General features: G+C 49.2%; 12 protein-coding genes and 2 tRNA genes. 10 read left to right on the top strand and 4 right to left on the bottom strand.

Translation table 11 applies throughout. The features are described 5' to 3' along the window. The 4 genes from nifU (at position 1) to PUQ60_RS07100 (ending at position 3,048) form a co-directional block, all read left to right on the top strand. A complete protein-coding gene (nifU, locus tag PUQ60_RS07115; RefSeq protein ID WP_117795995.1) occupies positions 1-438 on the top strand; it encodes a Fe-S cluster assembly scaffold protein NifU in 438 nt (145 codons plus the stop codon). Next, the gene (gene mnmA, locus PUQ60_RS07110; protein WP_022358752.1) at positions 438-1,517 is read left to right on the top strand and encodes a tRNA 2-thiouridine(34) synthase MnmA; all 1,080 of its coding nucleotides are present in this window, start codon (positions 438-440) and stop codon (positions 1,515-1,517) included. Before nifU ends, mnmA begins: the two co-directional genes overlap by 1 nt. A gap of 140 nt (positions 1,518-1,657) precedes the next feature. Continuing rightward, positions 1,658-2,878, top strand: a complete 1,221-nt coding sequence (locus PUQ60_RS07105) for an N-acetylmuramoyl-L-alanine amidase (RefSeq protein WP_273379428.1) — start codon at positions 1,658-1,660, stop codon at positions 2,876-2,878. Between the two features lie 80 nt (positions 2,879-2,958). Next, positions 2,959-3,048: transfer RNA gene (locus tag PUQ60_RS07100), tRNA-Ser, on the top strand. A 180-nt stretch (positions 3,049-3,228) separates the two neighbouring features. Here PUQ60_RS07100 and PUQ60_RS07095 read toward each other — a convergent pair. Both PUQ60_RS07095 and PUQ60_RS07090 read right to left on the bottom strand, forming a co-directional pair. Then, positions 3,229-4,077, bottom strand: a complete 849-nt coding sequence (locus PUQ60_RS07095) for an aminotransferase class IV (protein ID WP_273379426.1) — start codon at positions 4,075-4,077, stop codon at positions 3,229-3,231. A 117-nt stretch (positions 4,078-4,194) separates the two neighbouring features. Continuing rightward, the gene (locus PUQ60_RS07090; protein ID WP_022358749.1) at positions 4,195-5,337 is read right to left on the bottom strand and encodes a hypothetical protein; all 1,143 of its coding nucleotides are present in this window, start codon (positions 5,335-5,337) and stop codon (positions 4,195-4,197) included. Between the two features lie 212 nt (positions 5,338-5,549). On the opposite strand from PUQ60_RS07090, the gene PUQ60_RS07085 reads away from it, so the two are divergent. Then, positions 5,550-6,461 carry a LysR family transcriptional regulator gene (locus PUQ60_RS07085; RefSeq protein WP_273379424.1) on the top strand — a complete coding sequence of 304 codons (912 nt, stop codon included), beginning with the start codon at positions 5,550-5,552 and terminating at the stop codon, positions 6,459-6,461. Positions 6,462-6,631: 170 nt separating this feature from the next. Here PUQ60_RS07085 and PUQ60_RS07080 read toward each other — a convergent pair whose 3' ends face one another. Together PUQ60_RS07080 and PUQ60_RS07075 are read right to left on the bottom strand one after the other, a co-directional pair. Then, a complete protein-coding gene (locus PUQ60_RS07080; protein ID WP_270234326.1) occupies positions 6,632-6,976 on the bottom strand; it encodes a cupin domain-containing protein in 345 nt (114 codons plus the stop codon). 100 nt (positions 6,977-7,076) lie between these two features. Further along, a complete protein-coding gene (locus PUQ60_RS07075) occupies positions 7,077-7,931 on the bottom strand; it encodes a 4Fe-4S binding protein (protein WP_273379420.1) in 855 nt (284 codons plus the stop codon). Between the two features lie 436 nt (positions 7,932-8,367). Between PUQ60_RS07075 and PUQ60_RS07070 the strand changes: the two genes are divergently transcribed. The 5 genes from PUQ60_RS07070 (at position 8,368) to PUQ60_RS07050 (ending at position 12,829) form a co-directional block, all read left to right on the top strand. Further along, positions 8,368-9,534, top strand: coding sequence for an aminotransferase class I/II-fold pyridoxal phosphate-dependent enzyme (locus PUQ60_RS07070; RefSeq protein ID WP_273379418.1), 1,167 nt, complete (start codon positions 8,368-8,370; stop codon positions 9,532-9,534). A gap of 18 nt (positions 9,535-9,552) precedes the next feature. Beyond that, positions 9,553-10,308 (top strand): tRNA pseudouridine(38-40) synthase TruA, encoded by a 756-nt coding sequence (gene truA, locus PUQ60_RS07065; protein WP_273400923.1) that lies wholly within the window; start codon positions 9,553-9,555, stop codon positions 10,306-10,308. A gap of 120 nt (positions 10,309-10,428) precedes the next feature. After that, on the top strand, positions 10,429-11,019 hold the full coding sequence (locus PUQ60_RS07060) for a sigma-70 family RNA polymerase sigma factor (RefSeq protein WP_118467068.1): 591 nt from the start codon (positions 10,429-10,431) through the stop codon (positions 11,017-11,019). Beyond that, entirely contained in the window at positions 11,016-12,470 is a 1,455-nt protein-coding gene (locus PUQ60_RS07055; protein ID WP_273379412.1) for a hypothetical protein, read from the top strand. The genes PUQ60_RS07060 and PUQ60_RS07055 overlap by 4 nt, the downstream gene beginning before the upstream one ends. Before the next feature lie 286 nt (positions 12,471-12,756). Next, positions 12,757-12,829 (top strand) — tRNA-Gln (locus PUQ60_RS07050). Positions 12,830-13,048 lie beyond the last annotated feature (219 nt).

Here is a 13,048-nt window from a genome sequence, read left to right as displayed (position 1 = left end):
ATGTATTCAGAGAAAGTAATGGATCATTTCCAGCATCCGAGAAATGTAGGCGAGATTGAAAATGCCAGCGGTATGGGTACCGTCGGCAACGCAAAATGCGGTGATATTATGCGTATTTACCTGGATATCGATGACAACCAGATCATCCAGGATGTAAAATTTAAAACATTTGGCTGCGGTGCAGCCGTTGCGACCAGCAGCATGGCGACCGAGATGGTAAAAGGAAAAACCATCCAGGAAGCGATGGAAGTTACCAACAAAGCCGTTATGGAGGCACTGGACGGACTTCCGCCAGTTAAGGTACACTGTTCTCTGCTTGCAGAGGAGGCAATTCACGCTGCTCTCTGGGATTATGCTCAGAAGAATGGCATTGAGATCAAAGGACTCGTAAAACCGAAGACGGATATCGGCGAGGAAGAAGTCGAAGAAGAGTATTGATGAAAAAGAAAAAAGTAGTAGTCGGCATGTCAGGAGGAGTTGACTCCTCCGTGGCTGCCTGGCTTTTAAAAGAACAAGGATACGATGTGATCGGCGTCACAATGCAGATCTGGCAGGATGAGACGAATGTAGAGCAGGAAGAGCACGGCGGCTGCTGTGGTCTGAGCGCTGTCGATGATGCCAGACGGGTTGCGGAACGGCTTGAGATCCCGTATTACGTGATGAACTTCAAAAAAGAGTTCAAAGAAAATGTCATGGATTACTTTGTACAGGAATATCTGGACGGACACACGCCGAATCCATGTATTGCCTGTAACCGATATGTAAAATGGGAGTCCCTTTTGCAGAGAAGTCTGGAAATTGGGGCTGATTATATTGCAACGGGACATTATGCGCGCGTGAGAAAGCTGCCGAATGGCCGCTATGCGATCTGCAAGTCTGCGACGGCGGCGAAGGATCAGACCTACGCGCTTTATAACCTGACCCAGCATCAGCTTGCACACACTTTGATGCCGGTCGGCGAATATACGAAAGACAAGATTCGAGAGATGGCGGAGGAGATTGGACTTCCGGTGGCACACAAGCCGGACAGTCAGGAGATCTGTTTCGTGCCGGACAACGATTATGCAAAATTTATCGAGGAAAATAGTGATTGCCGGATTGACGAAGGCAATTTTGTAGATAAGTACGGCAATATTTTAGGTCGTCATAAAGGAATTACCCATTATACGGTGGGACAGAGAAAGGGTTTAAATCTGGCACTCGGTCATCCGGTGTTCGTGACGGAGATCCGTCCGGAGACGAACGAGGTTGTGATCGGGGAAAATGAGGACGTCTTTTCTAACCGCCTGACCTGCCGGAACCTCAACTGGATGGCGATTGAGGATCTGGGCGATCAGGAGATGCGCGTCAGTGCGAAGATTCGTTACAGCCACAAAGGGGCATCCTGTACGATCCGCAAGATTGGCGAAGATCGGGTGGAATGCGTATTTGATGAGCCGCAGAGAGCGGCGACGCCGGGACAGGCAGTCGTTTTTTATGACGGCGAATATGTCGTAGGCGGCGGTACGATCGAATAATTTAGAAATGAAAGAAGATTTTAATTGGGCAGAAATCTCTGTCGGCATCAAAGTTGCGCTGCGATGCGATTGATTGGAAACAGTGAATGCATGGATCATGGAGAGGTTAGAATCTTCTGTAAGATTGGAGTTTTTTATAAATGGCAAGAGGAGAAAGCAGAAAAAGAAAGCCAGGCACACCGGATTACCGGAAACGTTTCTGGGCGGCGGTGACCGCGATTGTGGTCGCGGCGGGTTCCATTGGCGTAAGCCATGCGGGATTTACCCTTCCGAATCAGGCACAGAAGCAGGTGCAGATGGCGGCTGCTGAGACAGAACCGGCGGAACAGACAGCGAAGAAACAGGTGCCGAATGCGGCAAAGCGAAGTCTGGAGCTGGAAGATGCACAGGGCATTCAGGAGGCGGATGCAGCGGCGGTTGCGGATCAGAGCGAGCTGGAGAGTGACAAAACGACGGCGAGCGGCTTCCAGAGTGTCGATGAGACAGTGTATGCGACTGAGAACCTGCTCAACGTGCGTTCGGGCTGTGGAACGGAGTATGAGATTGTGACACAGCTGAATCAGGGCGACAGCGTGCAGCGCGTCGGTATCGGAGACGGCTGGAGCGAGGTGCTTTATAAGGACAAGAGCTGTTTTATCCGTTCCGAATACCTGACGACGACCGAGCCGGGCAGTGAGGAAGCAACGGTTACAGCGCAGGGGGCAGAAGCGGATGCACAGGGTGCACCGGTGTCCAACGGACGTATCGTAGCGATCGACGCGGGACATCAGGCAAAGGGCAATCCGGACAAAGAACCAGTTGGACCGGGCTCCTCGACCATGAAGGCGAAGGTGGCTTCCGGCACCGAGGGCGTATCGACGAAGCTGCCGGAATATGAGCTGACTTTATCCGTTTCGAAGAAGTTAAAACGGATTCTGGAAGAGAGAGGCTATCAGGTCGTCATGATCCGGGAGTCCAACGATGTCAACTTAAGCAATGCGGAGAGAGCGGAGATCGCCAACAAGAGCGGCGCCTCCATTTTTGTCCGGATTCATGGCAATTCGCTGGATAACACGACGGTCAACGGAACACTCTCCATGTGCCAGACGGCGACCAACCCGTACAACGGCGGGCTTCACGCGGCAAGCTATTCTCTTTCCAAGAAGATCACGGACTCTGTCTGCGCGGCAACCGGCTTCAAGAACCGCGGTGTGCAGGAGACAGACAGCATGAGCGGCATCAACTGGTGTAAGATTCCGGTTTCCATTGTCGAGATGGGCTTTATGAGCAACCCGGAAGAAGATCAGAAGATGGCACAGGATGATTATCAGGAATTGATTGCCGGGGGAATTGCGAACGGAATTGATGCGTATTATCAGTAAATAGTGAAAAAAACAGATGACAAAAGTCAAAATATCATGTATAATAGTATAGGTGTTTCGAAGAGAAACACCTAATATCTGGAGACGTAGCGAAGCGGCCGTAACGCGGCGCACTCGAAATGCGTTTGTCGGTTCATCCCGGCACGAGGGTTCGAATCCCTCCGTCTCCGCTTTCTGGGGATCCTTGTAAATACAGGGATCCCCTTATTTTATTTCATAGGAAATTGCGTCCTATGAAACAAAAAATGCTCCGCGAGGATGCGCACTTGCGCGAAGCAGAAACATGTCGCAAGCGAAAAAGAGCTGCCACGTTTTGAGTGACAGCCCTTGATTGGAAAATTTATGGATTTTTACCGTACCTTCGTATCTTCCGCATAAAACTCCGCATAAGCATCCTGCAAAGTCTTCAGCGTCTTCGGATCTTTTCCTCCGATTGGTTTTCCATCGAGTTCAACGGCCTGGATGCAGAGCCCGCCGGAGCTGCTGACGATGATTTCGTCGGCGTCTGCCAGTTCCTGCATGGTAAATGGTGCCTCGCTGGTCGGGATGCCGTTTTTCTCAGCTAACATCAGAAGATGTTTTAACGTGATGCCCGGAAGAATCAGATTATCTCTCGGTGGGGTGCAGAGAACGCCGTTCTTGATGATTAAGATATTGCTGTGGGCGCATTCGGTGACGCGTTCGCCGCGGTGGAAGACCGTTTCCTGACAGCCCTGTTCGATGCAGCGCTGGTAAGCAATGACACTTGGAATCAGGTTCAGCGTCTTGATGTTGCAGTGAAGGAAACGGGTGTCCTCCATCGAGATCAGGCGGAAAGTCTTATCAAATGGAATCAGGTCGCACGGAACAGTAAAAATCATCAGATTTGGTTTTACGGAAGCAGGTGGAAACTGATGTCCACGATAGGTAGTTCCGCGGGAACACTGCCAGTACAGCATACCGTGGTCAATCTCATTGGCATCGATGCATTTCTGCAGCTCGGCACGCAGTTCTTCGCGCGACATTTCAAACGGGATTTCCAGCAGCTTGCAGCTGTTGTAGAAACGGTCGAGGTGGTCGTCTGCGGCAAAAATGTTGTTGTTTGCAAAGGTGGTGGCATCGTAGCAGCCATCTCCAAAATAAACGGCGCGGTCCAACATCGGGATTTTCATTTCCTCGAGGGGACCGATTTCTCCATTGTAATATCCGACATATTTCATTGCATATACTTCCTTTCTATGTTGATTCGAAAATACCTCGTCAAGTGTTTACATTATACCACATCCGCCTATAAGATGAAATCTCCCCCAGGCGGATGTGTTCTTATCATTACATATTTATTTGTCTTTATGTTTAATAATCTTATATCCGCCTACCAGCAGCGTCGGCAGCAGGTAGAAGAGGATAAATCCGTAAGACAGGTACGAATAGCCCTGCTCGATCAAGGTGACAACGCCGACGCGGGATAATACGAGTGCAGCGATCAGCGTGATGACCGTAATCAGACCGCGGTTTGTATCGGACAGCTTGGCAGCGCCCTTTTCCTCCATGGCAACGTCGAAACGATCGATGATCATGTGGATGCAGCCAGTTGCCGTCTCAACCAGCGTCCAGCCCATAACGAGACTGAACAGTGCCATCAGTGCCGGTCCGCCGTTGACTGCCTTGATCATTTCCATCCACGGGGTTGTGACATCCGCGCCAACGATGGAGGTGTCACCGTAGAAGCACATCATCGCAAAGTAAGACAAAAACCACGGAATAACCATCAGAAGACCGGCGATCAGACCGGAAATAAAGGTTTCTTTCCGTTTGGTCTGGCGTGTCAGGGAGAACATGCCCATCGGGATGGCATTGATGTTGTAGGCAACATACAGGATACCGGTGTAAATGCACAGCGGAACAGTGACAGAGCCGTCGTAGGTGCTGGTGTCCATCGTGCTGAATACATGGGAAATGTTGCCGCCCTTGTTGACGAGTACCAGAATTGTAAACAGAATATAGCCGCTGTACAGTAAAATAGTACCGATCGATTCAAATTTCTCGATCACCTTGGAACCCTTAAAGTTCAGGAGTCCGCAAATCAGAACGATCACAACGGAGCCGAGAATATTCGGAAGTCCGACCTGCTCGAAAATACTTCCAGTTGCGGCTGCCATAACGGCAATCAGCAGAATCGCGATGAGGACAGTTAAAATATCCATCATCGGCCAGAGCGGTCCAATGACCTGCTTGATATAGTTTTTATAATCGTAAACCTTGTAGATCCGGCAGATCTCAAAGGTCAGGAAGGCAAACAGGGCAAAACCGATGCCGATCGTCAGTCCGGAGATCCAGCCCATCGCTCCGAATTTCGCACCGTAAGAATAAATCTCACGTCCGGTTGCATAGCCGCCGCCAATCAGAACCGATTGCAGCAGGACGCCCGGCAGAATGTACTTGGCGTATGCGCCTTCGTAGAAATTGTTGAATTGTTTCATACCTTTCACTCACTTTCTTTTGTTGACTATTAAAAATTATAAAGGATGAATGAAAAACTTGCCAATAGAAAGAACAGATATTATAATAAGGGAAACTTATAACGAAACAGGAAAAGCCGGATCGAAAGCCCGTAAATTGGGCGGCGTGATTCATTTTTCTGCTCGATCGAAAAGAAACGATTACATATAGGATATAGAAATGGGAAAATGAGATGAATTTAAAACAGATGGAATATTTTGTGGCGGCGGCGGAGCAGCTGAATTTTACGCGGGCGGCGAAAAAATGTTTTATTTCGCAGACAGCGATGACGTTGCAGATTCAGTCGTTGGAGGAGAAGATAGGGGTGCCGCTTTTTGTGCGGGACAAGCACCATGTCGAGCTGACGGCGGCGGGAAAGGTATATCTGAACGAGGCGCGGGCGATTCTGGTCCGCGCCGAGGAGGCGGCGAAGCTCGCGCGGACGGCAGCGGAAGGCATAGCTGGGGAGCTGACGATCGGATTTATCCGGGGATATGAGCAGAGTCGTTTTTCGGAGACGCTCAGAAGTTTTCATGAAGCGTACCCGAATATTTCGATTCATCTGCTGCGGGAAAATATGAGCGCGCTCTATGAGCTGTTAGATAATGGAACCTGCGATCTTGCGTTTAATCTGTCTTTGTACACGCAGAATTACGAGGATTTAAAGCACCGGTTCCTCAAACGGTTTCCGATGATGGCGGTTCTTTATCCGGGACACACGCTGGCGGGAGATAGCCATCTGATGTACCGTGATCTGGCGCGGGAAGACTTTATCATCATGCAGCCGCAGGGACGTTCCAACGATGAGGCGGAAGAAGTATTGATTTGTTACAATAAGGGCGGTTTTATACCGAATATCGTGGCGCGTGAACGGGAGGTACAGACGGTGCTTCTGGAGGTGTCAGCGGGATTTGGCGTGGCGATTCTCCCGGAATATGCCGTCCGCCATTATCGGAATGCGCGGAATTTGGTAGTGGTTCCGCTTCTCCGCGCGGACGGCAGCCCGGAAGAACTTGATTTTGAGATTGCATGGCGTCAGAGCAACCCGAATCCGGCGATTGAAAAGCTGCTGCAGTGGGTGGAGACGCATGAGTACGTGGAGTAGAGAAGAGAATTAAAGACAATTAGAAAAGAATAAAAACAGGCATATCGCAGAGTCTTTGCTTGAAATGATTCAAGAATCTTGCGGTATGCCTGTTTTGAATGGATGACAAGGCTTGTGTTTATAGAATGACACTTATCAAGCATTCTGTCTCTTAAGAAAAAAATTTACGTTTAGTCAAATGGGAAAATAACCGTCAACATCCACTTAAATGCCTCTGGCGCAAACACCGCGTGCGGCTTTTTCGCCGGCATGACGAGCACTTCACCGGCATGAACGAGATGCTCAACGCCGTCAACGGTAAAACGTCCGGTGCCTTCCAGAACCGTTACCATCGCATCGCCGGTGGAATCGTGGGTGGAGATCTCCTCGCCCTTTGCGAATGCGAACAGGGTAACGCTGACCGCCTCATTCTGTGCCAGTGTCTTGCTGACGATCTGACCGTCCTCGGCATTTACCAGACTGGTTAAAGTCTGAACTTTTTCATGGGTGATGTTTTTGATATATGGGTATTCCATGGTGCTCCTCCATAATAAAAAATTATAGTTGTTTATAATGTGCAGATTCCTAGGAAAAGAGAATCTGCGGATGGGTGAAAAATAAAAGTTGTTTGTGAATTTAGTCCAAGATTCTTCCATCAATCGAAATCGTTGTCACCTGCCACGGAATGAATTTTCCACTTGCCTGCAGGGCATTTTTTACGGCGTGCTCGATACCGCCGCAGCACGGAACCTCCATGCGGACAACGGTCACGCTTTTGATATCGTTGTTACGGATGATTTCGGTCAGCTTTTCGGAGTAGTCGATGCTGTCAAGCTTTGGACATCCGCTCAAAGTTATTTTACCATGGATAAAGTCCTGATGGAAGCGGCTGTATGCGTAAGCGGTACAGTCGGCAGCGATCAAAAGTTTGGCATCGTCGAAATACGGGGCGCGGATCGGGGCTAATTTGATCTGAACTGGCCAGTTGGACAGAGCGCTTATTGGGATGTTTTCTGAATGGTCACAAGCAGCGGATTCAGAAAAATTGTCATGTGTGATAGCGGAAGCAGCACTGCCAGGACAGCCTGTGGATGTGGCTGCTGAGGATGCATGGGAAGTAGCTGTGTCAGGACGTTTCAGGAAACGGCTCATGGATCCAGGACATCCGCCAAATGCCGGTGTCGCCGGTTTTGCTTCGGAACGTGCGGATGCATTTGCCGCTGCGTTTGCCTCTAATACCTGCTTTGCTTTGCGTGCTGCCATGTGAACCTGGACTGCCGCCTCATCGTAAGCCGCCGCCTCGCGCTCGACAAAAGAGATCGCGCCGGTCGGACAGGCTGGCAGGCAGTCGCCCAGACCGTCACAGTAATCATCTTTTAAAAGGGTTGCTTTACCGTCCACCATGCCGATCGCGCCCTCATGACAGGCGGAAGCGCAGAGACCGCAGCCGTTGCATTTTTTCTGATCAATTTCTACAATTCTTCGTACCATATAAATTCCTCGTCTTTCTTATTCGTGTGCATCTGACCCATTTTCATACATGAAAGGATGAGATATGTCAGAACATCTATTTTGATTTTTTTTGTTTTCTTAAGTACATGATAAGTATAATCGTCCGGCACAGAAAAGTCCGTTGTTTTTACAACATTTTTGAAAAGTTATAATAGCTGTCGAGAGCTGTTATCCTCCCTTTACTTTCCCATATCCATGTACTATAATTAATACTTATATAGCCTGATGATGCAAAGCTGGATTGATAAGATTCAGCGAGGGCAGTTCGATGTGATTTGGTGGAACTGGTTGAATAAGTCATTTGACAGAGTGATCGGGCGGATGGGAATTATTAGAGTTTTAAAGAGGATTCATAGAGATAAAAATAGAAAAGGAAAGGAAATCGGAGATTTCTTTCAAGAAAGGACAACACAAGATGAGATTTGCAAATAGAATGGACCGGTTTGGCGAGGGCGTGTTCTCTATGCTGGCACAGATGAAGAAGAAAAAGCTGGCGGAAGGGGAGGCGATCGTTGATTTGAGCATCGGCGCGCCGAATATCGCGCCGGCGCCGCATATTTTAAAGGCGCTCAGCGAAGCCTGTCTGGTACCGGATAATTATCTGTACGCGATTCAGGATCAGCAGGCGCTTCTGGAGGCAGTATCGGAGTGGTATGCGCGCAGGTACGGGGTAGAATTGAACCCGGAGACGGAAATTTGTTCCCTGCTTGGTTCCCAGGAGGGACTGGCACACATTGCGCTTTCGATCGTGGACGAGGGCGATGTGGTTCTGGTGCCGGATCCGTGTTATCCTGTCTTTGCGGATGGTCCGTCGCTGGCGGGGGCGGAACTTTACTATATGCCGCAGCGCGAGGAAAATCACTACATCATTGATTTGAAGGAAATTCCGGAGGAAGTCGCTCAGAAAGCGAAATTCATGATTGTTTCCTACCCGAATAATCCGACGGCGGTGCTGGCTCCAGACAGTTTCTATGAGGAATTGATTGCATTTGCAAAGAAATATGATATTATCGTTCTTCACGACAACGCCTACAGTGAGCTTGTGTTTGACGGAAGAACCTGCGGAAGTTTCCTGCGTTTTCCGGGCGCACGCGAGGTCGGTGTGGAGTTTAATTCGCTGTCAAAAACGTACGGATTGGCGGGTGCGCGCGTCGGCTTCTGTGTGGGAAATGAGGAAGTGGTCAGCCATCTGAAAACATTGAAATCCAACATGGACTATGGTATGTTCCTGCCGATTCAGAAAGCGGCGATCGCGGCGATCAGCGGTGACCAGAGCTGTGTGGCTTCGACGAGGGCGGCATATGAGAGACGGCGCGACTGTCTGTGCGACGGACTTGCATCCATCGGCTGGAAGATGGAAAAACCGGAAGGCACGATGTTTGTGTGGGCGCCGATCCCGGCAGGATTTACAGATTCACTGGAGTTTGTAAAGGCTTTATTTGAAAAAGCAGGTGTTTTGGTGACACCGGGCAGCGCATTTGGACCGTCGGGCGAAGGTCATGTGCGGATGGCGCTGGTGCAGGATGAGGACGCAATCAACCTGGCGGTACGCCGGATCGATGAGAGCGGGATTCTGAAATAAATAAGAGATGGAGAAAAAATGCCAGATCGAAATATAAAAATTACCCTGCAATATGACGGAAGCCGTTATGACGGCTGGCAGAAGCAGGGAAACACGGACAAGACGATACAGGGAAAATTAGAGCAGATTCTGGAGAAAATGGCGGGGCGGACGGTAGAGGTGCACGGTTCCGGACGGACAGATGCAGGCGTCCACGCATGGGGACAGGTGGCGAATTTCCACCTTCCGGCGTCCTGTGCCGGGATGAGCGCGGAGGAGCTGAAAGCGTACCTGAATCGCTATCTCCCGGATGATATCGCCGTTTTATCGGCACAGGAGGCGGGAACGCGTTTTCACAGCCGTTTAAATGCTGTTTCCAAGACGTACTGCTACCGGATTGAGACGGCAGCGAAGAAAAATGTATTTGAGCGCCGATATGTGTACGGTCTGGGGGAACCGCTGGACATAGCGTCTATGAGACGTGCGGCTGCGTATCTGACGGGTGAGCACGATTTTAAAGCATTCTGTTCGTTGAAACGGATGAAAAAATCGACGGTGCGGAATCTCACTGCTATTGAGCTGACCATGCAGGAAAGTGTGTGCGAACTGCATTTTCGTGGCAATGGCTTCCTATATAATATGGTAAGAATCCTGACCGGTACACTGATCGAGGTAGGACTTCATAAGCGGACACCAGAATCAGTGGCGGAGGCGCTTTTTTCCTGTGACCGAGCGCGGGCAGGCTTTACGGCGCCGCCGGAGGGGCTTTTTCTGGAACGGGTCGAGTATGAATAAAGCTGCATTGATTTTTGCCAGCTGCCGTGAGGAGCTGGACAGAAATCAGAAAAAATTCATAACAAATGCAATAAGAACTGGTTTCTCTGCATTAAGTTATATAGAAAGGAAATTTCGTCCATGTTTTTGATGGGGCTTTTAACGACCATGGAAGAGCCGGTCGCCTATGATAAGATGAGCGATGAAAAGCTGCTTCTGCGAGTGGCAGAGGGAGATAAGGCGGCGTTTCAGCAGCTTTATCAGAATACGGATAAAACTATATACGGTTTTATTCTATCGATTTTGCGGAATCCGCAGGACTCTGAGGAGGTCATGCAGGAGCTTTATTTAAAGGTCTGGACTTCGGCTGGAAGCTATCAGTCGCAGGGCAAACCGCTGGCGTGGATGTTTACGATCGCTAGAAATCTTTGCTATATGCGCTTCCGTGACCAGAAGCATGAAGCGGATATCGGGCTTTCGGATCTTTCTGAGATGGAGACAGGGGAATTCTGTCCCCAGATAGAGGATGCTGCGGATAAGATGGTATTACACGCAGCACTCAAAATATTAAATGAAGAAGAACGGCAGATTGTACTTCTGCGGACATCAGCGGGGTTAAAACATCGTGAGATCGCGGCAGATTTGGAGATGCCGCTGGCAACGGTGCTTTCCAAGTACAACCGTGCTATGAAAAAACTGAAAAAACACCTGAGAGAGGAGGGAGTACATTGACCGATCACTCTGAAACAGCGTGGGAACAGGATGAGATTGAGTCACATCTGCGATCGGCGATGGACGCCCTGACTCCCAACGTATTCGATAAAATCGATCTCTCGACACCACAGGAGATCTATGTAAAACCATCCCGCCGTGTACGGATGTACCGCCGGATGCGAACCGTGGCGATGGCAGCAGCCGCCTGCCTGTGTGTGGCTGTGTTAGGAGGCGGTGTTTCATTTTACCAGAATCACCGTGTCGATTCGGTGATTGGCATCGATGTCAATCCGAGTATTGAGCTTTCCGTCAACCGGAACGAGAAAGTATTGCAGGCGAATCCGCTTAATGAGGATGCGGAGACGATCCTGGATGATATGAATTTGAAAAATGTAGACCTTGATATAGCGGTCAATGCATTGATCGGTTCGATGGTCCGGAACGGTTATCTGGATGAACTGGACAATGCGATTCTGGTTACCGTGTCCAATGAGAATGAGAAAAAGGCATCATCATTGCGTCAGGATGTCGTAGGGGATGTAGAGTCTTCCCTGCAGGAACACGCGGTACAGGCGGTTGTCTATGACCAGCGGATGAAGGTAACCGGAGAGATTCAGGATCTGGCGGAGAAATACAATATTTCTTATGGAAAAGCGTATTTTCTGCGGGAGCTGATCCGTGATAACGACCTGACCGAAAATGATATGAAAAAATTTGCTGGTATGACGATGGAAGAGATTGCGCGGGAGATCGCAGATCGTGCTTATACGGTAGGTTATTCGAAGACGGACAGCACCATTGAGACGGATGCGGCTCTGGTTCATGAGGTGACATTGCCGCAGACCGAGGAAGAAACCTTAGCGGAGACGACTGTGGAAAGCACCGGTCAGCCGGAAAATGAACCGACGCCGGCAGAACAGCCATCGACTGCCGCACGCCCGGTGGAGACAACTGCCGCAGCAGATGAGGACGAGGAAGAAGTCGATTCGGGAGGCAAGAAAGCGAAGATTGACTATGTAGACTACGAGAGCGGTTCGCTGAACATCGTTTTTAAGGAAAAGGTTAAATGGAAAAATCCGACCGTGTCGGTGGTAGATCCGGACGGTCAGAGCTATTCGGCGAGAATCACGGACACAGGCGGAACTTCCTGTGAGATTCACGTCAAAGGGCTTCCAGCCAATACGGAGTGCACGTTTACGCTCGGCGGAGTGGCAGTGCGGGACGGCGGTTCCTTTGGTACGATAAAAGGCTATTTCGAGACGCCGGATATTGCGGATGATCTGATGGATGAGGATGACGACGATGCGGATGATGAGACAGTGGAGACAAAGCCGTCCGAGACATCCCGTGCGCCGGAGACACTGACAGAAGCAGTAAAAGAGAGCACGCACTCGGAGACAGAGTACAGTCAGATGGAGACAAAGCAGACGGAAAAAGAAACGAAGACAGATGCGGAGTCAGCTAATTAAAGCGGAGTGTATGAGGATATATGATTCCTGCTGCCTGAACCATGATATGTCTGGAGTTATCAGAAGTTGGATTCGGGCAGCAGGAATTTTAAGAACCATTAGAATTATTTGCAGGAAGTCTCGTGACGGAAAAATATCCGGGGCATTACGAGATTGTAAAATGTTTCGAACTGGTAAACAATTATAATTGTTCAAAAAAACATAAGTGTTTGAAAAAAATACTTGACGAAACAAAAATTTATGATATAATAATAAATGTGGCTGAGACAGCTATGAAATAAAAGATTGGGCTATCGCCAAATGGTAAGGCAACGGACTCTGACTCCGTCATTTTCAAGGTTCGAATCCTTGTAGCCCAGCTATTTTGAGACAGTGAGGATGATTCATCCTTGCTGTTTTTCTTTTATCTTTTCTGTGTTTTTTTCTGATTGGTAGATTCTTAAAGATTCCAACGATTGACAAATTCCCTAAAGTACAATAGACTTATCTGGAAACATAATTGAGAAAAAGTTTCAATAGTATTTTTCTCTCTATGCTTTGCTTCAAAATCAGGCGGATGTAGAAGCCTGATGACATAC

The sequence above is a fragment of the Clostridium sp. AF02-29 genome (genome assembly GCF_934835585.1).
GTDB classification, from domain to species: Bacteria; Bacillota; Clostridia; order Lachnospirales; family Lachnospiraceae; genus Otoolea; species Otoolea fessa.
The sequence above is the reverse complement of the archived record's forward strand: the minus strand, read 5'-3'. Positions and strand labels throughout refer to the sequence as shown.